We start from the raw sequence: 24,643 nt of genomic DNA on the forward strand, positions 1-24,643 counted from the left end.
TATCCCTTCTAATTCGCTTTAAAATTATATAATGGCTTAATAATGTGCTTTATATCTATTGTTTCTTTTGTATTTGCTATAATTTCATCCATTGGTTTGTATACCATTGGTGCCTCATCAATTGTGCTCTCTACTACCGATGTAGTCCAAACCTCTTTCATCGTATTTTGGAAGTCCTCTAGACTCAATAATTCTTTAGCCTTCTTACGACTCATGATACGTCCTGCCCCATGCGGACCAGAAAAGTTCCAGTCTGGATTACCTTTACCGAATGCAATAATTGAACCATCTCTCATGTTAATTGGAATAATTACTCGTTCATCTTTCTGAGCTGAAATAGCACCTTTTCGTAGAATCATATTTTCCATGTCAATATAGTTATGTATTGTAGTAAATTGATCAGTTACTTTCCAATCCATTTTAGTGACAATTTCATCAATCATTGCTTTACGATTGAACTCAGCATACTTTTGGGCTATATTCATGTCATTCATATAATCTTCGAATCCTTCTCCTTCTAAATAAGCTAGTTCTTTACGAATCTGTGGCTTCTTAATTCCACGTAAAGTTTCTTGTATTTCTTTTTCTCTCCCCTCTTTAGTTAATCTCTTAATAATCTCATCCTTCATTGATGTAACATGAATTAGTTGTTCATACGCGAAGTTCTGGTAATACTCTGCTATTTGTTTACCTAAATTACGAGAACCACTATGAATGACAATATATACATTTCCTTTATCATCTTCATTTAATTCAATGAAATGATTTCCTCCTCCAAGAGTACCTATACTTTTTTGAGCTCGTTGTAATGTATATGGGGCCTTCACACTATCAAAATCAATCATTTTTGAGAATCGATGTTCTTTATCTCTGATACGAAAACCACTTGGAACAAATTTACGAATCGTTTCGTCTAAGTAATCGAAATTAATTTCTTCTTTTTTCTTATCAATCACAACAACTTCCATACCACAACCAATGTCTACCCCTACAAGATTAGGAACAATTTTATCTTGTATTGTCATAGTTGTCCCAATCGTGCAACCTGCTCCTGCATGTGTATCTGGCATAATACGAATTTGACTATTCTTTACGAATTCTTGGTTACAAAGATCAATAATCTGCCCAGTTGCAGTCTCATCAACGTTATTAGTAAATACTTTTGCTTCATTGTATTTTCCTTGTAATTTCAACATCTTTCATGTCCCCTTCCTTTTGAAAGAATTATTTTATTACGTTGTATGTGTTCTTATAATTGCTATCATCCACCTTCCGCTTTCCATTATATATGTACTATATCCTTCACTATTATAAAAAATTATAATGATTCATTTTATTTAGATAATATAATTACTGTCTCTTTATATTTATACTTACACATAAGCATTCCCCCTCCTCAATATCGGTCATAAAATAATTAAACAAAAACTCCCCTTAAATCGAAAATGATTAAGGAGAGTTTTTTATATACGATGAAATTATAGTTCAGATTTCACTCGAACAGAAACATTGTTTTTAATTATTTTTTTGAATTCTTTAAAGGTAACAAAATTGTTACTTTTCTCATCCCAAAGACGAAAACGGAGTGATCGTAAGCTTGTAGCAAGTGTAATCGTTGGTACATTTTTTAACGGAAGCGTATTATTGTGTGCCTCTTCTAGTTTATAGTTAGGTACTCTTGGACTTAAATGGTGAACATGATGGAATCCAATATTACCAGTTAGAAATTGCAAGATTTTTGGAAGTTTATAAAATGAACTTCCTTCCACTGCCGCTTTCACATATTCCCAATCTTTATCCTCTTCAAAATAAGAATCTTCGAATGTGTGCTGTACGTAAAACAGCCAAATTCCTACTGAACCTGCTATTAAGAATATAGTGCCATGCACTAACAGAAACGATTGCCACCCAATTGCCCAGCAAAGTATAACTATTAAAGCAACGATTATAATATTCGTCAAATACGTATTCATACGTTCTTTCTGTCTAGCACCTTTTCGGTTAAATCTATTTTTAAGTAAGAAAACATAAATCGGACCTAATCCAAACATAACGAATGGATTGCGATATAAGCGATATGCTAAACGCAGTCTAAATGGAGCAGCTACATATTCATCCACTGTAAGCGTCCAAATATCTCCTGTACCTCTCTTATCCAAATTACCACTTGTAGCGTGATGAATAGAATGCTCATGTCCCCATTGATCAAACGGGAATAAAGTTAACACCCCCATACATGTCCCTACGATTCTATTTGCAGGTCGACTTTTAAAGAATGAATAATGGGTACAATCATGAAAAATAATGAAAATCCGTGTCATAAAACCAGCGGCTAACAGAGATGGAACTAACGATAACCAATAAGAAACGGACAAACTTTTATAAGCAAGGTACCATAAAATAATGAATGGCACGATTGTGTTAATAAGTTGCCACACACTTTTTTTAATCGTTGATTTTTCATAAGGAGCAACTTGTTTTTTTAAATTTTTAGTATTTTCTAATGTCATTGGTCTAATTCCTTTCCTTTATGTTGCTAATTCACATTATAGCATACTATTAGTATCAGGTGTTAAAAGTAGCTGTAATAAATATTATATAGTATAAAAATCTCTTTTTTCTTACTCATTACTTACAAATTACTTACGGTCAAAAAACCTTACATAATCGGACTGATGGAACATTTCAATTATAAAAGAAACATCTATTTTTTCCAATAAATATATAAAAAAGCAGAGGACTTTTTCACTTCTGCACATCTTTTCATTTCTTTAAATGGTAATTTTTTCAATTTGTATTTATGTAATAGTTTTTTCTCACAAGAAGAAAAGAGCTGCCATAAGTCAGGTTTCACCGACTTATGGCAGCTCCTTTTCATTTTATTTTAGCGATGGATCCAAACTGCACCTGCAGACTTGTCTTCAGCTTGACCTACTACTTCAAACTTCAATCCAAGTTTCGGCAACTTACGTCCGGCATCTGGAATAACACTATTGATGTATTGCTTAGAATCATCAAATTTCGCAACGCCTGGCAATCCTTTATAATCAAAGATACCGCGGGTTGGCGAATTTACTTTCCATGCTGGCGTTTGATCAAATGAGAATGCCGCATCGGCAATTTGATAACGTGTACTGCTCTTCACAGTTGGTTGTCCATTTAATGTTCCTACGATTGCCTCTGGATGAGAATCTACTACCCCAAGGAATCCTTCGCCTGGATGAACGCCTACCCAGTTATCTGTAAAGCTTTGATCCGCATACCATACAACCATTCCTGTATTAAATACTGGACCACGTGCATATTGTAATGCAGTATCAGCCCCAGCGTAATTACGCCACTCGATATAGTAGTTATGTTTTTTCTGTTCCAATCCGTTAGACACAGTAAATCCTTTTTGCGTCATTGCTGGCTGGCCTTCTGCATCATCAGAGAAAATAACTTTTCCATCTACCGTTAATGCTGCATTGTCTAACGCAAATCCTTTATAAGCTACTGCAATATCTGTTACATACTCAAATTGCAGTTTTACTTTCTTTCCTTTGAATTGACTTAAATCGTATGATTTATCAACCCACTTACCATCTGTTGTATCTACGCCGCCTTTTACATCTTTTTCGCCCATTCGATCAATACGTGTCTTCGTTCCATCTTCTGTAATCGCATTTACGTCAAGGAAATCATACTTCGCTTCCAATTCATAAAATGCCTTATAATCAAACTTAGCATCCGTTGCAGTCGTTAAGTCAAATACTGGTGTCTCAAGTGTTGTATGAATGTCATTTCCTTTTGTGCTGTAATAAAATTTCTTACCAAATGCTGATTCGATATTTTTTATATCTTTGTCTGGCAAGTTAACACGAACGATTCCTGGTCGATTTGATTTTGTAACACTTTGATCTAAAAATGTTGCAGTACCGATTCCTGTGCGCAGTTTATCATAATCTATCTCAACGATATTCGCCCAGTTACCCTTCATATTCTTTTGGAAAAACTCTTTATTTTGTGGCGAGAAACTTGTTGGCTCTGTTCCCGCAATTTTTCCAGCCCAGCTACCGCCGCTCATAAGGGACCATGATTCAACAGGTTCACCTTGCCCTGAATACTTTGTATCATATTCATCTGGTAAGCCTAAATCATGACCGTACTCATGTGCAAACACACCAACTGCTCCGTCTTCAGGCTCAATTGTATAATCATATGCAGCCATCTTTCCGCCCCAATTTGAAACAGAAGATTTTGTACCATCAATTGCATATGGCTTTGAGCCTAGTTTTGAACGATGAGACCAAATCGCATCATCTTTCAATTTGCCGCCGCCAGCTTCTTGACCTACGCCCGCATGTACAACCATTAAATGATCAATAATTCCATCTGGCTCGTTTTTATTTCCATCACCATCTTGATCGTATTGATCAAATTGATCATAATCAGCTAAATTAACGCCTTTTGCTACAGCTGCTTTTAATGCTTCTTTCACAAAATCTTTTGGTCCTAAAGGCCCCTTGTTATCATGACCAGTACCCGCATCCGCACCATAATCTGACGCTTTTCCTGGAACAGTAAGCCATTCTGTTACAGTTCCATCAACTGTGTAGCTTCCGCCCGATTGTTCTTCATAATATTGTTTAAATGTATTAATCTTCGATCCATCAAATAACGTAAATGGCTCATCACCAAATAACATTTTTTGATAATGTTCACGATTAAAGTCTTTAGAATACATGTAACCCGGTTCTTGATCAATATTATTATGCTTAAAATCGCTAAATTCTACGAGTAAAACAAGTACTTTATCTTTTCGAACAGCTCCATTGTACTCAGCTTGCTTCGCTGGTGTAGTAGGTACTTTTCCATTTAATTTTCTAGAATTCAATCCTGCATCTTGTCCAGCAACTGGTCCTACTTCTGGTTGCTGCGCCTGTTCATTCTCCTTCATTTTTGCATCTTTTACTTTTTTCATAAAATCTGAAGCTTCTTGCGTAAGGTTATCTCCTGTCAAGATTTCTTTTCCAGGGTTTTCCCCTTTCTTTTTCTCAACATAATTTTCGACAGCCTTTGATGTCTCAGCTTGTGATGCAGATTGATCAATTACTCCCCGTTGTTTCAGCGCTTCTGCCAAACGCTCCTCTGGAATTAAATGCTCATCTATTGGTAGAGATGGTGGCGTATCAGCATACGCTGCATGACTTCCAAAAGCAAACGTACTACTTAACACTGCCGCTGTTGCTAAAACTGATAATGGTTTTAACTTCTTATTCTTTTTCAATGCTTTTCCTCCCCAGTGTCTGCAAATTATCGTTTTTTTTGCCGATAGGAACATAATATTCGTTATAATACGAATATTCAATCTTTTTAAAGAACTAAAATGTTGAGAAATATTTTTCAGGGTGAAAAACCTATGATAAATAAATTTACAAGAAGTCCATTTTAGAATTTGTGATTCTCTTTACTCTTGTTTTCGAATGAAATTTCATCTACACAAAAAAAGCCAATTCCTAAGTACTAGCTAAGGAATTGGCTTTTTTTAATGAGAATATTTTATGAATAAATGGATTGCTTCTTCTGGTATATAAAACTTGCCATTGCTTTCTACAACGACACTACCTAATTTATATTCTTTATTCTTAATACGGATTATATTTTTATTTACAAATAATTGAGCTTTTACATTATTACGTTTTACTATGAGCACCGGGTTTTCTGCATCAGTATTATCTATTGTTACTGTTGCACCTTTTCGTTTAAAGGCTAATTCACTCTCTACAAATAATTTGTTTGTTACTTCTTCTAAGTTAAAGCCCATTGCTTTCGCCATCGTCTTCGCAATGTCTGTGTTTTGGATCAAACCGTTTGGCTTTTGAGGACCGTAAGAATATAAAAACACATCCTCACCTGTATGGCCTCCTGTTGTGAAGCCTATGTTCGCATGATTGGCCAATAATGAAGTAAGTATTGGACCTACATCCGATTTCTTTTTTGCTGCTTTTACTCTTTCTTTTTCATCATAAGTTAGATTGTCCAAACCGTATGATTTAGCTACATCTTCTACATTAGATAAATCAGATTTTAGTTTATTTGTAGCACCTTCAAGTGTCATTTTTGCTTTTTTTAATGGATCAATGTATGCAGAGACCGGCGTAATATTATAGCCTTTTGTTGTATTCGCATTCCCAATAGAAATACCGCTGTTACCATGATCAGTTACAGCTATTAACATCGTATTACCATCTTTTTTTGCAAATTCCAATGCTTCTGCAACTGCGTTATCAAATGCTAATACATCACTAATCATCCCTATTGGATCATTCACATGAGCTGCCCAGTCTGGCTTACTTCCCTCTACAAATAAAAAGAAACCATCTTTATCTTTTGATAGTGTTTGAATTGCTTTTTCCGTCATTTGAGAAAGTGTTGGTTGCTCCGGATTTGTTGCTTCACGATCCATATCAAACGCAAGTGCATTATGTGAGAAAGAGCCCCAAATTTTATTTGATTTAGAGTTCAATAATGCATCTTTCGTTTCAACAAAGTCGTATCCTTTGTCTTGAATCACCTTTACTAAATCTTCACCATCTTTTCTTTTTATAGGTAGCAGTACCTCTTTTCCCCCACCTAATACGACATCTATATTTTGATACACTTGCTGCTCCGCAATTACGTCAAATCGCTTACGGTTAATATGGTGAGCAGAAAATCCAGCGGGAGTAGCATGCTGAATTTCAGCTGTAGCAACTATTCCAGTTGCGCGACCAGTGCATTTGGCACCTTCTAAAACATTGGCAACTGGCCGTAACTTGTCCTCTTCTTTTATTGATTTTAAACCAGGTGAATTTACAATAGAAGGTAATATACCTACATATCCTGAATTCGATTTATTTCCCGTCGCTAAAGCTGTAGCTGCTGGGGCTGAGTCTGTTATAGCTGATTCCGCCGAATAGGTACGAACTCCTCCTGTTACAATTTCATCTAGTGCAAGTGGTTTCCCTTTATACAAGCGAGCTAATGTCGTTGCTGAAGAACTCGTTCCGTCCATAACCATTATGATTACATTTTTCGGTTGCCGTTCTACTTGTCTCACCTTAGCTTCCACCGTATGATAATTCATCATGCTTTCCGTACATAACATACTTAGTGTGATTGTTCCTACTAACAGTAACCTCTTCATCAATAAACCCAAATTCAACATTGTTGTTCCTCCGTATGTTTCACATTCATTTATATACAAAAAGATTTCCACAACCTATATATGTTTTATTAGTCCCCAATTTTCATGAAGCTAACAATCATTCCCTTCACTTTCTTTTATTAGTAAAGCAACGAACGGTACATATCATAGCTTTTTATGTTCAAATAACTAGAGACCACACCTTTTTTATAAAAACGTCTTATCACTCTCTTCACTAAAATTTGTTTCTCAATAAAAATCCGATTGAAATAAATAAGAATTTATTGTTAAACGATAAAATTTATGTTAAATTAAAATGATAATTTAAAAATGAGGTGCTTTATATGAAACAAGGATCAACACTCTTTTTAAAGACAGCAATTATCCTTATCGGTATTCCTGTTTTTACTTTGTGTATATTTTTAATTCCTAATATCGGGAATTATGCAGCAGACTTATACCCGGATATTGCATATATAAAATATCTTGTTTTAATCAATCTATATGCAACGGTGATACCTTTTTATTTTGCTCTATATCAAGCCTTTAAACTTGTAAGCTACATTGACAAGGGGAACGCCTTCTCGAAATTATCTGTTAGAGCTTTAAAAAAGATAAAACAATGTGCTATTACAATTTGTGTATTATATGTAGTAGGTATGCCACTTTTCTATCTTGTAGCAGAGAGAGATGATGCACCAGGTATTATAATAATTGGCATGATCCTTATCTTTTCTTCAATGGTTATCGCAGTCTTTGCTGCCGTTCTCCAAAGACTTTTAAAAGATGCGATAGATATAAAATCAGAAAACGATTTAACGGTCTGAGGTGAATAACATGGCAATAATAATTAATATTGATGTAATGTTAGCGAAACGAAAAATGAGTGTAACTGAACTTTCAGAGAAGGTTGGAATTACAATGGCTAACCTTTCTATATTAAAAAATGGAAAAGCAAAAGCAATTAGAATTACAACTTTAGATGCTATTTGTAAAGCATTAGAATGCCAACCAGGGGATATTTTAGAATATCAACCAGAAGAGAGTGAATAAAAAAAGTCCTTCATACGAGAAGGACTCTTTTTATTGCACATTACGGCGCAAAACTAATTTGACCAGTAAACAATAAAATAATTGCGATGATCCAAAATATAAAAAATGATAAGGACAGTATTAATGAAAGAATAGCGATCCCCTTTTTCTCTGTTTTTTTCGTCATCGTAATGATAGAAAGTATGATTCCTGCAACTGTAAGGGCAACTGTAATATAATCCCCAACTATATTACCTGCATTCGCAATCCTCGTCGGAGTTACAAAAACGAATAGAAAACATAAAATGCCGATGAGTAAAGATATATAGCTTATTATACTGTACTTCTTTTTAGGAACTATTTCAGTTTTCATACTAACCTACCCCTTCTCTATAGCTATGAATTTATATTAGCATAAATAACCATATTTTGGTTAAAACAAAAAACAGATAAAGTGGACACAACCACCTTATCTGCCATTACATTTCTACCTAATTACTAACCCAGCTATTTCTTCATTATCGTTATAAGTTACGATAAAGGTACGTTGTTCTTTACTATACTTTGCTACAAGAATAACAGTATATAAACCATCTTTTTCTTCAATCGATTTTTTCTCAATTTTTTCGAATGTACCAGCTTTTTCAATTATAGGAGTAAGTTCTTTCATTTGCTCTTCTGATAAGGCTGATTTCATTTTACTATCAAATTTTTCATGTACTTCTTTATACTTTGCTTCATTTAATAATGAAACAATTTCTTCTGCCTTCGGAATAAAGTTTTTTGATGTACTTTCATCTACTTTATTACCGGTACATGCTGCAAGCCCGAACGCCGCGATAGCACTTATAATAATAAGTAACATTCTTCTCATTTTCATACACCCTTTCTTTTTAAAATAAAACTATAACTAAAAACGAGTAAAGCACAAATTGCTATTGAAACTTCTGACATAATGATCCCGTTTTTCCCTGGTACATATAGAGATATAATGCCAGCTAATGCATTTGCGGTCACATGGATGAGAATTGCATATACAACATAACGGAATTTCTTTTGGACGACAGCTTGTAATACAATGAAGGAAAGTCCAATATGCAATATCATCGCGAAGATGCGCTCAATACCGCCGAAATAGTAACTGTCACCATTTTGAATGATTGTTTGTGACAATAATAGAGATATTACCGGGATACCAACTATCAACACTGCCTCAATACCACCATGCCCTGCTCCAAATAAAAAACCAGACTTCCAATCTCGTTGTTTCATAAAATAACGCATTGCGATAAAACGGGCTACCTCTTCAAAAATACCAGCTGATAAACTAAGCAAAATTACAAATAATACAGGCTGCATTACTGAAAACATTTGAAAATCTGTGCTAGTTCCATTTACATAATTCAGTATTGGTATGCGGATCAATATTTGTGATACAACAAAAGCCAATACACCTAACATATAAGGAATATAGCGTTTCTTCCAAACAGCATATAAAAGTGCTACAAGCGGTAAACCAAAGCTAATCATTGTTGTAAAAATAAGACCATTCATCTCGCTTCACCTCTTACTTAAAGTGTATATAAACGAGTGAAGGAAGTATGTAGTTCTTTCCTATTCGGTTTCATTTTCATCATAGATGGTCATTTCATCTCTTTTAATATGAATGTTTGCGTGAAATAAGGACTTACATAAGTTGTTTCTAACGTCGCGTTATTTGTTTTATTCATAATCCGTTTTAACGAAAATAGCCCGTATCCTCTCATTCCTGCTTTACTTGAATGGTTTTTCTCATAAATTTTTTGCAAATCAATCGCTTCACTCTTTGAACTATTACGTACGATAAAATATTGTCGTGAATCCATTTCAAAAAATGCGATTTGCAATATCTTTTCCTCACTATGTACTGCCTCTTCAATTGCATTGTCTACTAAAACTGAAATGATGCGAATAAATGAAATGATCGTCATCGAAACACTTTCAACGCTCTCCGGTATATCAAGCATTACTTTTATTTGATGCTGCTGGGCAGTGCCAACTTTCGCCCTTAATACACTTCTCACTTCAGGAATATGTATACGAGATAATTTCGCAATATCAAGTTCATGATCATTTATTGTTTTTAAGGTAGGAGCTATAACGTCATAATATACTTGCTCAATTTCTTTCACATTTTTCGTACGTATTCCCTCTTCTAACGATAGTAATACATTCATATAATCGTGACGGAAACTAGCAAGCTCATCATGCATATCCTCTAATTTCTCCACATAATCTAATAACTCTTTATCCAAACGTTTTTCATGCTCTTCTTGTAATTTTGCTTTCGATAAATGTGAACTTATAAGTACTATGATGACTAATAATAAAAATACAATAATCGCTGAAATATAACTTACATCACTGTATTGTTGATTTAACTTTGCTAAAAACGCAGAAGATGGCCGAGTTAAAATTAGTTCAATAATAAATCCGGCAATTAATAATATATAAGTTACATAGTATAGCGGACTACCTACTATATATTGAGCAATTTTTTGAATTCTTTTCCGAGCTACTAAAATACCGATAAAAGTAAGTGTCGATACGATACGATAAGATGAATAATACTACCTGTCCATAAATATAAATTAAATGTTGTTAACATAAAGATTTTCATTCCTAAATCAAAAAGCAACATTTTCACTAACGTTATAATTACCATACTCACTAGTGCAAAATATACATTATGCTTAAATTTCAATTCATTTTGCATTAATCCTAAACTTATTAAAAATAACACAATCGTACTATTCAACTCTGGATATCTCGTTACTGTTACGACAATAGCCAGTAAAATAATGAATACTGCACTTAAAGCTATTAACATTCTATATGATAATCTATTGTAACGGATTAATTGAATGTATAAAAACGTATGGCTTATACTAGTAAGCAGTATTGCAAATAAATCATAAATATACATTACACCTCACCCTTTAATATGTTACGTACTTTACTCAATAAACGACGTGATACTGGAATACGTTTCCCGCTTTTTAAAACTATCATTTTTTGCTTCGCATCGTAAGAAGACATTTGCTTCGTATTCACGATATATGATTGATGACAACGAAATAAACGTTCATCTACTAATTCAATTTCTTTTAAAGTCCCGTAAAAATAAACAATTCGATCTAACGTCACTAATGCTAAACGGTGCGGTTCATCAGTCATAACATATTCAACTTCATGAAATGGAACCCGTACAGTCGCATTACTATTTTCAACGATAAAATCATCGGACGGAATAATATGCTTATTACGCGCTTCATATTGGAGTAAACATTGTTCAAAAACGTTACGCCTCTCCTCGTATGGCAACCCTTTATCAATAAAAGTTAAAGCTGATACCATATATTGATATGAAATAGGTGCAAATTCAGAATGCGTCGTTACAAACACAATAATTCCTTGTGTATCATACTTTCGTATTTCTTGTGCCACTTGTAACCCTTTACGCTCTTCTCTTTTTATCTCTATATCTAAAAAATAGATTGGGATATACTTCGCCTTAGGAATGTTATTAATGATGGTTTCACTTTTACTAGTCACCTCAATAAAATCATAAGGCACCATATATTTCTCGCAAATCTCTTCAACTAGCCGCTTCATTTGCTGTGCTTGTATGACATCATCTTCTAAAATGAAAATACTCATGTGATCACTCGCTTTATTGAAATCTTTTCATCTATAGATTTATCTATAACTATATAATTCAAATCGTTATACCAATCTCCTCCTAAGTACTAGAAAGTATTAATTTTCTATCGTTTTTATAAAGCATAGAAAATAACCTCTACTTTCAAGTAAAAAGTAAAGGTTTTATTTGAATTATTTATAAAATAACCTCTCTATCAATCACTACGTTAAAAAATTCCGAGTAATGCGATAAAGCATAATCCGCTACATCACAATTCCCTTGAAACATACATGTTGAAATACCTAATTCTTTTGCAGGTAATAAATCTAATTCTCTATCCCCAATAGCTAAATCAATATTGTGTTTCTTATGTAGATGATCATAAGCTAAAGAGTTCGGTTTTCGGGGAAAGCCATCGTCAATTGTTACCATGTCTACGAAGTATTTGTCCCAGCCGTAATGCTTTAAAATAGATAATACCCCTGCTCTATCTTTATGAGTCATAATTACATTTTTATCGGCAAACTTTAAAACCTCTTCCACTTTTTCAAATGGTTTTATATCTTCTATCATAATGCGACTCTCTAATACATCAATTTCACTTTATTGGTTTTTAGAAATTTTGTAATAATCAATTGCGTGAGAAAGAATCTTTGTATAAACTGGATACGTATCAAATAACGTCCCATCAAAATCCCATAAAATATTCATTCAGTTCACCTTCTATGTTCCAATCATTGTATGACTAAATCCGCGCAATCCTTCGGCAATTCCGTTTCTAAGTAATAATCCTCTGCTTTCCAATACCTATTCTCAAACTTTGAAAGGTTCTTCTGCGTTTCCAAACTCTCCCGAAGAAAACGTGTCTCTCTTGGACAATCTAAATACACCATATAATGAAAGAAATCTCTCCACTCTTTTCGCTGTAGAAAAACACCTTCAATTACAATTACACCTACTATGGGGATCTGTATGTTTTTCATTTCGCATGAGTCTATCTCATTATTATAGAACGGTAATTTCAGTTTTGTTTCATTTTGTAACTTCTGAAAAAACTTCTGCCGAAGCGACTCAATATCCCATTGCAAATAATAATACTCATACCATTCTTCATAACCAGTATGATATCGTTTATTACGCTCTACTATATGATCATCAATATGAAAAATATGAAACGGAATGCTTTCTTGTTTCATATTTTCCTTTAAGTTTGCTACAAATGTTGTCTTTCCCGATCGACTTAAACCATCTATACCTAAAATGAATCTATTTTCTTTATGCTTCTTCATAATATTTATAAGCTCGTTTGTATTCATTACTTCTTCCACTCTTCTTTTAATAACGAGTATAAAATTGTATCATGAGCGACTCCATTTTGAATCATATGTTTTCGAAGTAATCCTTCTTCTTGAAACCCTGCTTTACTTAATAATTTTTGAGAAGCTTTATTTTCTACATATACAACAGCTGCAATTCTTATCAGTTGCAACGTTTCAAACCCGTAACCTAACATCGCCTGTAACGCTTCCGTTGCATACCCTTGTCCCCAATATGTATCGTCCAATTCATAACCAATTTCAGCTCGCTTATGATGCTTGTTGATTAAATGAAATCCGCACGTTCCGATTAATTGGCCCGTACCCTTTTTCTCAATTCCCCAGCGAAATACAGTTCCCTCTTCATAACGAGTTTTAAACGTTTGAATAGTCGTTTTCGCTTGCTCAATATTTTCGAAAGAATCCATTCCGAAATAACGTATAACAGATTCTTTTGAAAAATAATGGAACATCGTTTCTGCATCTAACAGTGTAAGTTCTCTTAATTGTAAACGTTCTGTTTCTAATTTCGGAAACTCCATCTCTTTTTCTCCTTCTATTCTAATGAACTGCAAATTTCAATATAATTCCCATCTGGATCGGCAATGTATGCAATTGTTTGTCCCCACGGTTTCACAATTGGTTCAACTAAAATCTTAATTCCTTGCTCTCTAAATTGTTCGATTGTTTCTTGTACATGATCAACAACGAATCCCAATTCAAAATGAGAAGATTGTAACTCGCCTTCTGTAAGTGGTAGTCCTGTTAATTCTTTCACATCTTGCCTCGTGTTCATCGCTAAAATTGTAGATCCAGTATTAAATTCAATATATGTACCGTGCTCTGCTTTTATAGGTAACTGTAAAATATCTTTATAAAACCTTACACATTCTTCAAACTTTTCTACATATAAAATGATGTACTTCATTTTTAAATTCATTTTACATCCCCCTTTATATCCATCCCTAAAATTTCGACAAATGTCTCATAAAAACCTTGTTTCTTATAATAACGAGCACAAAAAAATGAGGCCGATTTCTCGGCCCCCAGCTTATTGGCATAAAACAGGAGATTTGGTTTGGACATAACCAGTTCGTACTTTTATTATATTTTATTTTTTCTGAATTTTGAATACTTTAAATACCCATTTATATTGAGAAAGTTTTTTTCTTGCATAAAATTAATGAGTTTAAGAAATGCTACAAATGGAGGTGTATACATATGGAACCAATGCTATGTCCAAGCTGTAAAACGAACCGTACTCGCTTTAATATTCTTGAGCAACAAGTAAAACCAGTCAAGTTAAATCCACAAACTGGTCAAGTAGAAGAGGAATACACAAATGAAACGATGAATGCTTTTCATATGTCCTATCAAGGACCAACATACAGAGTCCAATGCGCTGTATGCGGACTTGTTGAAAACCCGGAACAATTTATTAAACCTGCGCAAAATCAATCTTTTTCTTAAACATTTTTATTACTCCCTACCGATTTTTTGTAGGGGGTTTTTCTGTTTAATATGTTAATAAAAAAACGTTTTTCTTCCTTATTATAAATTACACCTATTTAGCCTTCTTTTATTTTTTGATTTTCAATATGAATCGTTTTTTCTACATTTATTATTTTCGAGGTATATAACTTTTCAACTGTTAATTATTTACCTTCATATAGAGTTTTATTATATAAAAAAGAGCGAACAAAAATGCAATTATATAAAAACAAAAGAAGTTGATTCCGATTTCTCCTGCCTACAAAATCAACTTCTTTTTGATCCTACTCTTTATTATAATATTTCACTTTTTAATTTCTTAATTTTCCAAGTCAGTCTTATAAAGAAGTATATCCACATACAACCTGTAAGACCCGTCATAGCTTTCGCCCATATTGGCACTCTTGATTCCATCGGGCTTATAAATAGATTGTACATTGATGGTAATATACTTGCTGAAATAATAACAAGGAATACTAATAACTCATTTAGTTTTTGTACTCTCGTCTCCTTTTCTGAGTAAATATCAGGCAATTCATTTACCTCTTCTACTTCTTTACAAAAATAATTCCATCTCGTGAAACTTGTTACGCGTTTCCAACCAGACATTTCATATATTTCGAAGTACTCTTGTTGTTGTTCTTTCGAATCTCTATAAACCAATCTAAAATCAGCTTTATATATTACATCTTTTGGCTCAGTTTTCTTAAACTGATACATTAAATTGTATTTTTGTAATGCCCAACCTTGCTGATGCATCTTTCGTAAAAAAGCTTCTTCTTTTTCTAAATTCCATGCCGTAAAAAACTTAAATACCCTTTTAGTCTCCATCTTCCAATCACTCCCCTAATATACTATTTCCATTCCTTACAGATCTCTGCAACCTGTTATACTCTAGCTCTAACACTTCTCTACCAATGGGTGTTAACTCATAACACTTCTTCCTGTCTGTAGAAGCAACCTCAATAATTAACTTCTCTTTTAGTAACTTCGTCGTATTCCCGTATAAAGTACCAGGACCAAGCTTTACTTCCCCATTTGTCATCTCTTCTACCATTTGCATAATTCCATAGCCATGCATTGGCTTTACAAGTGACAATAGTATGTAATACGTTGCCTCGGTTAATGGAATATATTTTTGTGCTTTCACATTCATTATAACTACCTCCGATACATCGTCTTCTGATATATCGACTTGCGATACATCGTATACCGATATTATATATTCATATTCCAAAATATGCAAGGTTATAATTTAATAATCGGATATTTATTTCTTCGAATTGAAAAATCATATCAATTTTCTGAATAATTTGTTAAAATATAGAAATATCCGTTTTTATTTTGAAAGGAATGATACATATGATACATAAATTGAAAGAAAACATAGGGTCAGTTTTTGTTGGTAAAGAAAATGTTATTGATCTATTACTCGTTTCATTGCTTGCTGATGGACATGTACTGCTTGAGGATGTGCCTGGTACGGGGAAAACGTTACTTGCGAAAACACTTTCTAAAAGTATTGGTGGTAATTTTTCTCGTGTCCAATTTACACCGGATGTACTTCCGAGCGATGTAACAGGTATTGAATATTTCAATCCGAAAACGAGTGAATTCGAATTAAGACTTGGACCAGTTATGACCAATATTTTGCTTGCGGATGAAATTAACCGCGCTATGCCTAGAACACAGTCTAGTTTATTAGAATCGATGGAAGAACGACAAGTAACGCTTGAAAAGCAATCTACTCCTCTTCCGAAACCGTTCTTTGTTATTGCGACGCAAAATCCAATTGAATCACAAGGAACGTTTCCTCTACCAGATGCACAGCTTGATCGTTTTTTAATGACAATTTCAATTGGTTATCCATCTCCAGAAGATGAACTACAAATGATGCGACGTTTTCGTAGCGATGTACCTCTAGAAAGTGTCATATCTGTTATTTCTTTAGAAGACATTTTAGAAACACAGAAACGAGTAAAAGAAATTTTCGTATCAGAACCGTTAGAACATTACATTATTAAACTTGCTCACGCTACAAGAAATCATGATTACATAGCTAATGGTGTAAGCCCGCGTGCCACATTAGCTTTAGTACGCGCAGTTCAAGCACTAGCCTTTTTACGCGACAGAGAATATTGCACGCCAGAAGATATACAATTTTTAGTTCCTTCTGTTTGGAATCACCGTATCGTCTTATCAATGGAAGGTGCATTACGTACGACAAAAAATGAAATTATGCAAAGGATTTTAAAAGAGGTTGACGTACCAGTGGAGATTGAACAAACATGAATGGACAACGCGTTGTAACTGTACCTTTATTTTTCCAACTCCATATTATTCAACTAACTGTCCCAGGCGCTATACTATTTACATTTTTCATGCCACAACGAATCGTTATGTTTCTCTTTTTCTTCTATTATTTATTTGCGATTTTCATTTATAAATATGTCGCTTACATAGAGAAAACATTTGAAGTCGTAAATGAGAAACAAACTACTCGGCTTTTTCCTAATGAATCTGGGCAGTTTTTTATTCATTTAAAAAATGGCGCAAATATACCGCTCGTTAATGGTGTTTGTTATTTTCATTTGAATCCGTCACTACTACCACAAAAAGATCAAGGAATTGAACAAATATCAAAAACACTATTCTCTTTCCCGTTTTCACAACCTGCTCATTCGGCGCAAAAGTGGGATTTAACATTAACCGCAACGAAACGTGGTGTGTTTCAAATTGAACAGTTCGAATGTGTCTTGAAAGATCCTTTTCATCTTTTAACTGTACATTTGCCCATTTTTGATAAATTGAGGACTGAAATTATTGTGTACCCTTCTCCTAAAGAAGTAGCAGGCCTACAAGAACTACAGCAACTTTTAAACGGATCTTATCGAACGAATTTTTCTTTTTACAATGATGAAACATCTATTATTGGAGTTAAACGATATGAACGTGAGTCTTTCCGTTCTATTCATTGGAAAGCATCTGCTAAAATGCAATCATTACAGGCGAAGCAATATAAACCTGTAAAAAATTACAGTTGGACGATTTGTCTTTCATTAGCTGCTGATCGCGGATTTGGTTGGAAAGATAATATAGAAGACCTTATTTCATTTGCAACATACATTTGTCAATATGCAACGAAGCATCAAATACCGTTTGAACTATTTATTAGTGTATTAGCTGAAGGTGGTCCTCTGCACTTACCATTAAACGAAGGGCAAACACATTACGGAATATCTTTAGAGGAATTAGCGCGTATTTCAGATGATAGTACGTTACTTCCGAAACAAGGATTTCTTCATTATGTAACGAGAAAAAGAGAACGATCGTCTACAATGATATACATTGGTTTACAGAGAAATGAACTCCCTCTTCTCTCTCAGCCTACGTTTCTCATTAATAACGAAGGGATGGTGGAAAAGCTTGAAAACTTGGCTTTATCACGTTAATGACTTTATTCTGCTACTCCTCCTTTCGTTATTAACGGAAAGAGATGAACTCATCGGTATTGCTATATTTTTAGCAACAGGCTATATGGGAGTATTTCTTATCCATAAACTAATGAAGAAAAATACAACAGGTTTTGTCATACTGTTACTTACTCAAATAATCGGTTGTTCTTTCCTTCTACCTTTCTCTTTATTTGGCACAATTATGTTACCGCTTTTCTTCTTTATCGTACATGTAGTCGGACCAGGATATCCAGTTCAAAAATCATTAGGCGGTATTGTTTGGTTTGGTATTTCAGCTGTATTTTATGCGCCCTTTCCACCTTTATGGAAACTGTTACTGTTAGTTATACACATAATGATTACATTTTGGTTAACCGGGGCAAATCGTAATCAGCAGTTATTACGTTTCGCTTCTCTTATTACGATTGGAATCATTAGTGCTTTCCTCATTCCTATTTTCCCATACATTCGGCTTCTTTTTTCTTATGCCGTACAAGTAGTTGCTTTAGGATTTGGATACGCCATTAATCCGTTATTTTCGGCAGCTGAATCAAAAGAAACAGACGATTTGTGGTCGAATAAAGGGAATTTAAAGGATCCTCAAATTAAGGATGACTTTGGACAGCGTGCTTTTGATCCAACTCTCATAAATAGCATTACAATAATAGTATGTACAACCATTGCTATTTACGTCGTTTGGAAAATAATAAAAAAACGAAAATATTTAAGTTTACCAAATATGCCTGCCTTCGAATCTACTATTATCACTGATAAAGAAGGAATGAGTTTAAAACATTTTAAACGAAACAAACCACCACATAACGAAATTCGAAAAGAAATTTTTAAGCTGGAGAGTAAATTAACTCCTCCTTTAAACAGAAAACGAGGAGAAACTGTTGAAGCGTGGCTAGATAGAATAATTAGTGAAGAAGATGTAAATATTGAGAGTCATATTATTATAGATGCTTATAATACAGTGCGTTATTCAAATGGTGAGGATATGATGCTACTTCAGGAATTTAAAGAAGAGATTCATAAACTTTACTTGTATCAGAAGAGTTTGAAGAAAAGAAAGAAATAACATAACAAAAAAGACTCCTATTTTCATAGGAGTCTTTTTATACTTCAACGTTACTTTTTAAATTGAAGCGTTTTTCCCTGCTTCAATTTCTAACGACTCTTCATGCCACCAAAGTGTTTCTTCAGGGTCTTCTTTAGCGATTAGGTGTGCTTCCTTTTTCGTTTCAACTGTAGGATATGAACCTTTTAGCGCACGTCCTGAAGTTGTAACGAATAATACACTAAATACGACTAATCCAATAATACTTACACCTGCTAAATAAAATGCCGGTGCAAGTGGGTTACCGGTTGCATGAACTAAGTATGAACATACGAGCGGTGTTGTTCCACCGAATATCGATACAGAAATATTAAATGAGATCGAAAGTGCTCGATAACGTACATCGGTGAAAAATAGTGATGGTAATAATGACGGTAGCGTTCCTTCATATACACTTAGGAAGAATCCTAAAATGAAAATACCTGCAAATATAGCTGCAATATGTCCATTACCTATTAGTAAAAATGCTGGAATTGCAAATACTGTTAAACCAAGTAAACCAATTTGCACGACACGTTTATTACCAATTTTATCACTTAATTTACCGAAATAAAGGGCCAGTGGAATCATAAGTGCCATCGTAATAGAAATAATTAATAAGCCAGTTGTTTCTTTGACTTTAAGTACTTGAGTTAGATAAGAAGGAATATACGAAAGAATCATATAATTTGTAATGTTAAAGAAGGCAACAATAACTGTGCTTAATAAGAAGTCTTTTTTGTGATATTTTAATATATCCATAAATGAAAATTGTTCATTGTCTTCAGATTCCTCTTGTGCTTTTTCCATCTCTTCAAAGATGGGAGATTCATCTAAATGACGGCGTAAATATAAACCGACCAAACCAATTGGTGCAGCTATTAAGAAAGGAATACGCCAGCCCCAGCTGAGCATTTGCTCATCTGTTAACAATAACGTCAAAATGGTAACAATTACCGATGCAGCAATGTAACCTGAGAGTGTTCCAATTTCAAGACCACTACCGAGTATACCACGCTTTTTATCTGGAGAAGATTCTGCGATATAAACCATTGCTCCTGAATATTCTCCGCCTGTAGAGAAGCCTTGAATCATTCGGGCAACTAAAAGTAGTATTGGTGCCCATACACCAATTTGTTCATAGGTTGGTAGTAATGCGATGAATAATGTAGAAAGTGCCATTAAAATAATAGTAGTACTTAATACGATTTTTCGGCCGTACTTATCTCCTATTCTACCAAAGAATACACCTCCGATTGGTCGAACGAGAAAGGCCACTGCAAAAGTAGCAAATGTAAGTACAAGTTGCAATCCACTATTATCAACACCTGAGAAGAATAATTGACTTAAGATAACCGCTAAATACGCGTATAATCCGAAGTCAAACCACTCCATTGCATTCCCTATACCAGTAGCAACTACTGCTTTCCTGGCTTGTTTAGGATTGACAATATTAACGTCTTGAGGTTCAAAATTTAAATCATTATTTTGTTGCATACAATAAAACAGCTCCTTATTTAATTTAACTTCTTTAAGCACACCTTCTCTTATTGAATAAAATTAATTCGAAGCACTTAAGGAAAATTAATGTCTCCTTATCTGTTATTATTGTTTCACATAATTAATTATTTGTCCAATGAGATGCTCCTTAGGTTAAGTAATTTTAGTATTATAAAAAGCTGAAGAAGGCGCTATACGAGTACCTTTTTCAGCTTTTTATTTTAATACGTAAAATTATTTTTTTACCACTATTTTCTTCCTATTTGCATTAAAAATAAGGTGATTTTTCATTAAAGTTTTTAAACACTTGTAGCTGCTAAACTATGCATGCAAAAGATAAACTCATTAACAAATGTATCGATTTCTTCTTTTGTAATTATATATGGCGGAAGTAAACGGATGATGTTCCCTTGTGTAACATCAACTAACATCCCTTTCTCCATTAACTTTACCTGTAATTTCTTTACGTTTTCATTCGTATCATTCAAACTAATTCCAAACATCATACCAGCATGGCGTACTTCCTGAATATAATAAGAATTTTCTTTCTGAATTTCTTGCAATTTATCATTTAAATATAGCGACGTTTCATATGCATCTTGCATTAAACCACCGTCAATCAATGTATTTAAAACCGTTAATCCTAAAGCCGTTCCCATTGAAGAATGAGCAAACGTTGTGCCGTGATCTCCTGGTGCAAATACATCACATAACTTTTCACCTACAATAATTCCGCCAAGCGGTATCCCGCCTCCTGCTCCCTTACCAATTTGAATAATATCCGGTGTAATATTGAAATTTTGATAAGCAAATAGTTTACCCGTTCTCCCCATACCACTTTGAACTTCATCAACGATAAGAATGACATTATATTTATCACATAAGTTTTGAACACCATGTAAATATTCACTTGATAGAGGGTATATCCCCCCGCTTCCTAATACAGGCTCTAGCATAATCGCAATCGGATTTTCTTTAACAATTGTTTCTTCTAATTGCTCTATATTTTCACGCTCTACTTCATATACTGGAATCGATGTTTTAGGGAAATTTTGATATACACTTTCTTGTCTCGTAAAATGAAGTGCTCCTAATGTTCGCCCATGGAAACTATTCTTCAGCACTACGATTCCTTCACGTTCTACACCCGTATTAGCTCTATATTTATCAATTAATTTCAACGTCGTTTCTGTCGCTTCCGTACCAGAGTTTGTAAAAAAGACTTTTCCATTTTTTAATGAGCAATCAACTAATTTCTTTGCATACTCAATCGCAACTGGATTTAAAAAATGAAATGGAAGATGCAATGATTTCGTAACTTGTTCCATTGTCGTTTGCACGATTTTCGGATGATTATACCCTAATACGTTCACTCCGACACCAGAAAATAAGTCTACATACTCTTTACCATCCACATCATAAAGCTTGCATCCTTCTCCTCTTTCTATCGCAATCTTCGTACGACAATACGTAGACATCATATATTCTTTATCTAATTGAAACCAATCCGACATTTTAAATTCCTCCTAGTTATTTTCCCTGTTTATTTATGTTCATTCTCTATAAAGTCATGTATAAATTCATTTTTCAGATTAATATTTTAATAGTAATTTTCTTCCCGATATCCATTTTTCCATAATTTCTTCTATTTCAACAGGTCCACTACATGTGCATTTTTTTCATCTAGCGGTCTGTTACCGTTTTGGACTTTGCGTGTCATACATAATCAAGGCTATGAAATCATATATAGTAACAATGGATAAAAAAGATTTGGAGGCTATATCGATGGATGAAAACTATGATAAACAGGGGCAATCTTTACTAGGGAATGACTTTAATGAAAATGGAGAACGTAATGAACAAGCTTTACTACACTCTCAAACAGTTGGTTCACGTGGACCAGCTCTAGAGCAAGATAGTGTACTTCACGAGACGTTACAAGAATTTATTCACGAAAAAATTTTAGAAAGACCTGTTCATGTAAAAGGATTTGGTGCGTTCGGTTATTTTCAAACGATCTATCCCATGTCTGAACATACGAGACTAAGCTTTCTACAAAATTCTAATGAGAAAGTTCCTGTTATGGTGCGATTTTCATTAGCTGTTAGTACGAAAGGAACACCTGACACTTCTAGAAATGTACGCGGTTTTTCTACAAAGTTTTATACAGAAGAAGGCATTTTCGATCTTTTATGTAATCACATTCCTGTCTTTTCTGTTCGTGATCCGATGCGTTTCCCTGAAACGATTCAAGCGTTGTTACCTTCACCTATAAATAACTTAATAGATCCTAATAGATTTTGGAGCTTTGTCGCTAGCGCACCTGAATCCATTCATTTCGTTGTCCATTTATACTCTGATGCTGGTACAGCCAAAAGTCTGCGCCACATCCCAGGACATAGTGTTAATACATATGTATGGAGAAATGCAGAAGGTAATCGAAAGTATGTAAAGTATCATTGGTACCCCTTTGAAGGTGTACAATACATTACTAGTGAGGAAGCGAATAAACTGGCTGCTGAAAACCCTGATTATAGCGGGAAAGATTTATATGATGCAATTGCAAATGGTAAACCAGTGGAATATGGTTTATATGTCCAGCTCATGGATCCGAAAGATGAAGAACATCTTTCTTATGACCCTTTAGATGATACAAAAGTATGGGATGAAAAGTCGTATCCTCTTATACCAGTAGGCAAAATGATATTAAATAAAAATCCTGAAAATTATATGGAGCAAGTAGAAAAAGTCGCCTTCTCCCCATCTAATTTACTAGACGGTGCAGAACTATCAGATGATAAAATGCTGCAAGGGCGAGCTAACATTTATAGTGATTCTCAAAGAAGAAGAATTGGACCTGAATTCCGCAAATTAACGATTAACCAACAGCAAAATTGGACACCTGCTAATCAAATAACGAGTGGTGACGGAAGATACGTTGAAGGTAAGCTTGAAAGAACTTCTATTACGAAACAGGATGACTTTACACAGCCTAGTGAATTTTATGCAAAGTTAAAACCGGCAGAAAAAGAACATCTTGCTGAAAACTTAGCTAGTGATTTGAAAGTTATATCCGATGATATTAGAAAGGTCGTTTTGGGGTATTTTCATAAAGTGTCAGCTGATTTGGGGAATAAAATTGAGAGTGCAATGCAAAAGCTTTGAGAATATAAAAAAACGTCATTTTTAATCTTTAAAATGACGTTTTTTTTGACGAAATTACTAGTAATTTCTACCGCCTCATTTACAATTCTTAACGAAATTTTCCCCCTTCAAAATTTCCGTTATTTCATTTTAGATTATGTTACTCATTTCTCTTTTTCATATAATCTTTTTCACATTGCAACGGCTTGAATTTCACTTTTTTCCCTTTCTTCTTTTTCGTTTTTATAACGAGCCATTCCCCTTTTTCAACATCTAGGTTTAAGTGTTTCATTACATTGATATTATCTTCTTCCTTATAAAGTAAAAATGCTTCTTGTCCCCTCACGAATAAGCTAGGCTGCTCGCTAAATCCACCACTATCATAAATTTTAGTTAGCGAATTATAATAAGAATCATTTTCCTTTCCACCATACATCAAATGGGCAGCCTCCAGATTTCTTTTACTTACTTCCCAAAAACTATGTTCATCAATATTTAAATTAAACGTAGATTGAATGTCCCTCATAATGTTTTTCACATACTTCTCATCTCGAATTTTCCTTTTTTCAAGACAATCAGAAGATAGCTCTGGTGCATCTGTTTGAGAATGTACAACTTGTTGAATAGATACACATAATATAAATACACTTAAAATATACAATATTTTTTTCATATTTACATATCACCTCAAATGATTTAGATGCTATATTATTTGAGGCTTATAATATTCTTATGCTAACAATATGAAAATCCCTA

Annotated in this window: 23 protein-coding genes and 2 pseudogenes; 7 read left to right on the forward strand and 18 right to left on the reverse strand. The window is 33.9% G+C overall.

The genetic code is table 11. The annotated features are described in order from the left end of the window. Positions 1-8 precede the first annotated feature (8 nt). From J0835_RS14385 to J0835_RS14400, 4 genes are all read right to left on the reverse strand, one after another. The gene (locus J0835_RS14385; RefSeq protein ID WP_087981016.1) at positions 9-1,196 is read right to left on the reverse strand and encodes an RtcB family protein; all 1,188 of its coding nucleotides are present in this window, start codon (positions 1,194-1,196) and stop codon (positions 9-11) included. A 282-nt stretch (positions 1,197-1,478) separates the two neighbouring features. Next, positions 1,479-2,510 carry a fatty acid desaturase gene (locus J0835_RS14390; protein WP_140386816.1) on the reverse strand — a complete coding sequence of 344 codons (1,032 nt, stop codon included), beginning with the start codon at positions 2,508-2,510 and terminating at the stop codon, positions 1,479-1,481. A gap of 374 nt (positions 2,511-2,884) precedes the next feature. Continuing rightward, the gene (locus J0835_RS14395; RefSeq protein ID WP_087981017.1) at positions 2,885-5,269 is read right to left on the reverse strand and encodes an immune inhibitor A domain-containing protein; all 2,385 of its coding nucleotides are present in this window, start codon (positions 5,267-5,269) and stop codon (positions 2,885-2,887) included. Between the two features lie 258 nt (positions 5,270-5,527). Further along, entirely contained in the window at positions 5,528-7,189 is a 1,662-nt protein-coding gene (locus J0835_RS14400) for an alkaline phosphatase (protein WP_087981018.1), read from the reverse strand. Between the two features lie 323 nt (positions 7,190-7,512). Between J0835_RS14400 and J0835_RS14405 the strand changes: the two genes are divergently transcribed. Continuing rightward, complete coding sequence (locus J0835_RS14405) at positions 7,513-7,995, forward strand: DUF2975 domain-containing protein (protein WP_087981019.1); 483 nt, start codon at positions 7,513-7,515, stop codon at positions 7,993-7,995. Between the two features lie 10 nt (positions 7,996-8,005). After that, positions 8,006-8,221, forward strand: a complete 216-nt coding sequence (locus J0835_RS14410; protein ID WP_087981020.1) for a helix-turn-helix domain-containing protein — start codon at positions 8,006-8,008, stop codon at positions 8,219-8,221. A 40-nt stretch (positions 8,222-8,261) separates the two neighbouring features. On the opposite strand, the gene J0835_RS14415 is transcribed toward J0835_RS14410, so the two are convergent. The 9 genes and pseudogenes from J0835_RS14415 to J0835_RS14455 all read right to left on the reverse strand — a co-directional run bounded on the left by J0835_RS14415 (position 8,262) and on the right by J0835_RS14455 (position 14,138). Continuing rightward, positions 8,262-8,573 (reverse strand): hypothetical protein, encoded by a 312-nt coding sequence (locus tag J0835_RS14415; RefSeq protein WP_087981021.1) that lies wholly within the window; start codon positions 8,571-8,573, stop codon positions 8,262-8,264. Between the two features lie 114 nt (positions 8,574-8,687). Then, entirely contained in the window at positions 8,688-9,074 is a 387-nt protein-coding gene (locus J0835_RS14420) for a DUF3887 domain-containing protein (protein WP_087981022.1), read from the reverse strand. Between the two features lie 2 nt (positions 9,075-9,076). Continuing rightward, complete coding sequence (locus tag J0835_RS14425) at positions 9,077-9,754, reverse strand: YhfC family glutamic-type intramembrane protease (protein ID WP_087981023.1); 678 nt, start codon at positions 9,752-9,754, stop codon at positions 9,077-9,079. 89 nt (positions 9,755-9,843) lie between these two features. Further along, positions 9,844-11,165, reverse strand: a pseudogene (locus J0835_RS14430) (GHKL domain-containing protein). Continuing rightward, positions 11,165-11,899 carry a LytR/AlgR family response regulator transcription factor gene (locus tag J0835_RS14435; RefSeq protein WP_087981024.1) on the reverse strand — a complete coding sequence of 245 codons (735 nt, stop codon included), beginning with the start codon at positions 11,897-11,899 and terminating at the stop codon, positions 11,165-11,167. Before J0835_RS14435 ends, J0835_RS14430 begins: the two are co-directional and overlap by 1 nt. A 178-nt stretch (positions 11,900-12,077) precedes the next feature. Next, a pseudogene (locus J0835_RS14440) lies at positions 12,078-12,593 on the reverse strand (HAD hydrolase-like protein). A 23-nt stretch (positions 12,594-12,616) separates the two neighbouring features. Continuing rightward, complete coding sequence (locus tag J0835_RS14445) at positions 12,617-13,198, reverse strand: kinase (protein WP_087981025.1); 582 nt, start codon at positions 13,196-13,198, stop codon at positions 12,617-12,619. Next, positions 13,198-13,740, reverse strand: a complete 543-nt coding sequence (locus J0835_RS14450) for a GNAT family N-acetyltransferase (protein ID WP_087981026.1) — start codon at positions 13,738-13,740, stop codon at positions 13,198-13,200. The genes J0835_RS14445 and J0835_RS14450 overlap by 1 nt, the downstream gene beginning before the upstream one ends. Before the next feature lie 14 nt (positions 13,741-13,754). Then, complete coding sequence (locus J0835_RS14455) at positions 13,755-14,138, reverse strand: VOC family protein (protein ID WP_076538476.1); 384 nt, start codon at positions 14,136-14,138, stop codon at positions 13,755-13,757. A 281-nt stretch (positions 14,139-14,419) separates the two neighbouring features. Between J0835_RS14455 and J0835_RS14460 the strand changes: the two genes are divergently transcribed. Next, on the forward strand, positions 14,420-14,668 hold the full coding sequence (locus J0835_RS14460) for a hypothetical protein (RefSeq protein WP_048547666.1): 249 nt from the start codon (positions 14,420-14,422) through the stop codon (positions 14,666-14,668). A 315-nt stretch (positions 14,669-14,983) separates the two neighbouring features. Here J0835_RS14460 and J0835_RS14465 read toward each other — a convergent pair whose 3' ends face one another. Together J0835_RS14465 and J0835_RS14470 are read right to left on the reverse strand one after the other, a co-directional pair. Beyond that, positions 14,984-15,520 carry a DUF2812 domain-containing protein gene (locus J0835_RS14465; RefSeq protein WP_087981027.1) on the reverse strand — a complete coding sequence of 179 codons (537 nt, stop codon included), beginning with the start codon at positions 15,518-15,520 and terminating at the stop codon, positions 14,984-14,986. Between the two features lie 7 nt (positions 15,521-15,527). Further along, a complete protein-coding gene (locus tag J0835_RS14470; RefSeq protein WP_087981028.1) occupies positions 15,528-15,845 on the reverse strand; it encodes a PadR family transcriptional regulator in 318 nt (105 codons plus the stop codon). Between the two features lie 206 nt (positions 15,846-16,051). On the opposite strand from J0835_RS14470, the gene J0835_RS14475 reads away from it, so the two are divergent. The 3 genes from J0835_RS14475 to J0835_RS14485 are packed head-to-tail and all read left to right on the forward strand — an operon-like array spanning position 16,052 to position 19,225. Further along, a complete protein-coding gene (locus J0835_RS14475; RefSeq protein WP_087981029.1) occupies positions 16,052-16,981 on the forward strand; it encodes an AAA family ATPase in 930 nt (309 codons plus the stop codon). After that, on the forward strand, positions 16,978-18,141 hold the full coding sequence (locus tag J0835_RS14480; RefSeq protein ID WP_087981030.1) for a DUF58 domain-containing protein: 1,164 nt from the start codon (positions 16,978-16,980) through the stop codon (positions 18,139-18,141). The genes J0835_RS14475 and J0835_RS14480 overlap by 4 nt, the downstream gene beginning before the upstream one ends. Beyond that, a complete protein-coding gene (locus tag J0835_RS14485) occupies positions 18,116-19,225 on the forward strand; it encodes a DUF4018 domain-containing protein (RefSeq protein ID WP_087981031.1) in 1,110 nt (369 codons plus the stop codon). Before J0835_RS14480 ends, J0835_RS14485 begins: the two co-directional genes overlap by 26 nt. Positions 19,226-19,282: 57 nt before the next feature. On the opposite strand, the gene J0835_RS14490 is transcribed toward J0835_RS14485, so the two are convergent. Beyond that, positions 19,283-20,740: an MFS transporter gene (locus tag J0835_RS14490; protein ID WP_048560657.1), complete on the reverse strand. Its 1,458-nt coding sequence runs from the start codon at positions 20,738-20,740 to the stop codon at positions 19,283-19,285. 302 nt (positions 20,741-21,042) lie between these two features. Next, on the reverse strand, positions 21,043-22,257 hold the full coding sequence (locus J0835_RS14495) for an aspartate aminotransferase family protein (RefSeq protein ID WP_087981032.1): 1,215 nt from the start codon (positions 22,255-22,257) through the stop codon (positions 21,043-21,045). A 271-nt stretch (positions 22,258-22,528) separates the two neighbouring features. On the opposite strand from J0835_RS14495, the gene J0835_RS14500 reads away from it, so the two are divergent. Further along, the gene (locus J0835_RS14500; protein WP_087981033.1) at positions 22,529-23,908 is read left to right on the forward strand and encodes a catalase; all 1,380 of its coding nucleotides are present in this window, start codon (positions 22,529-22,531) and stop codon (positions 23,906-23,908) included. A gap of 139 nt (positions 23,909-24,047) precedes the next feature. On the opposite strand, the gene J0835_RS14505 is transcribed toward J0835_RS14500, so the two are convergent. Continuing rightward, the gene (locus tag J0835_RS14505) at positions 24,048-24,560 is read right to left on the reverse strand and encodes a hypothetical protein (protein ID WP_087981034.1); all 513 of its coding nucleotides are present in this window, start codon (positions 24,558-24,560) and stop codon (positions 24,048-24,050) included. Positions 24,561-24,643: the final 83 nt, after the last annotated feature.

Origin of the sequence: Bacillus cereus group sp. Sample62 (assembly GCF_036851315.1) — a bacterium.
Lineage (GTDB): Bacteria > Bacillota > Bacilli > Bacillales > Bacillaceae_G > Bacillus_A > Bacillus_A wiedmannii.

Coding starts and splice junctions, on each gene's coding strand:
- J0835_RS14385 (WP_087981016.1), bottom strand. CDS start 1,196: ATGTTGAAATTACAAGGAAAATACAATGAAGCAAAAGTATTTACTAAT.
- J0835_RS14390 (WP_140386816.1), bottom strand. CDS start 2,510: ATGACATTAGAAAATACTAAAAATTTAAAAAAACAAGTTGCTCCTTAT.
- J0835_RS14400 (WP_087981018.1), bottom strand. CDS start 7,189: ATGTTGAATTTGGGTTTATTGATGAAGAGGTTACTGTTAGTAGGAACA.
- J0835_RS14405 (WP_087981019.1), top strand. CDS start 7,513: ATGAAACAAGGATCAACACTCTTTTTAAAGACAGCAATTATCCTTATC.
- J0835_RS14410 (WP_087981020.1), top strand. CDS start 8,006: ATGGCAATAATAATTAATATTGATGTAATGTTAGCGAAACGAAAAATG.
- J0835_RS14415 (WP_087981021.1), bottom strand. CDS start 8,573: ATGAAAACTGAAATAGTTCCTAAAAAGAAGTACAGTATAATAAGCTAT.
- J0835_RS14420 (WP_087981022.1), bottom strand. CDS start 9,074: ATGAGAAGAATGTTACTTATTATTATAAGTGCTATCGCGGCGTTCGGG.
- J0835_RS14425 (WP_087981023.1), bottom strand. CDS start 9,754: ATGAATGGTCTTATTTTTACAACAATGATTAGCTTTGGTTTACCGCTT.
- J0835_RS14435 (WP_087981024.1), bottom strand. CDS start 11,899: ATGAGTATTTTCATTTTAGAAGATGATGTCATACAAGCACAGCAAATG.
- J0835_RS14445 (WP_087981025.1), bottom strand. CDS start 13,198: ATGAATACAAACGAGCTTATAAATATTATGAAGAAGCATAAAGAAAAT.
- J0835_RS14450 (WP_087981026.1), bottom strand. CDS start 13,740: ATGGAGTTTCCGAAATTAGAAACAGAACGTTTACAATTAAGAGAACTT.
- J0835_RS14455 (WP_076538476.1), bottom strand. CDS start 14,138: ATGAATTTAAAAATGAAGTACATCATTTTATATGTAGAAAAGTTTGAA.
- J0835_RS14460 (WP_048547666.1), top strand. CDS start 14,420: ATGGAACCAATGCTATGTCCAAGCTGTAAAACGAACCGTACTCGCTTT.
- J0835_RS14465 (WP_087981027.1), bottom strand. CDS start 15,520: ATGGAGACTAAAAGGGTATTTAAGTTTTTTACGGCATGGAATTTAGAA.
- J0835_RS14470 (WP_087981028.1), bottom strand. CDS start 15,845: ATGAATGTGAAAGCACAAAAATATATTCCATTAACCGAGGCAACGTAT.
- J0835_RS14475 (WP_087981029.1), top strand. CDS start 16,052: ATGATACATAAATTGAAAGAAAACATAGGGTCAGTTTTTGTTGGTAAA.
- J0835_RS14480 (WP_087981030.1), top strand. CDS start 16,978: ATGAATGGACAACGCGTTGTAACTGTACCTTTATTTTTCCAACTCCAT.
- J0835_RS14490 (WP_048560657.1), bottom strand. CDS start 20,740: ATGCAACAAAATAATGATTTAAATTTTGAACCTCAAGACGTTAATATT.
- J0835_RS14495 (WP_087981032.1), bottom strand. CDS start 22,257: ATGTCGGATTGGTTTCAATTAGATAAAGAATATATGATGTCTACGTAT.
- J0835_RS14500 (WP_087981033.1), top strand. CDS start 22,529: ATGGATGAAAACTATGATAAACAGGGGCAATCTTTACTAGGGAATGAC.
- J0835_RS14505 (WP_087981034.1), bottom strand. CDS start 24,560: ATGAAAAAAATATTGTATATTTTAAGTGTATTTATATTATGTGTATCT.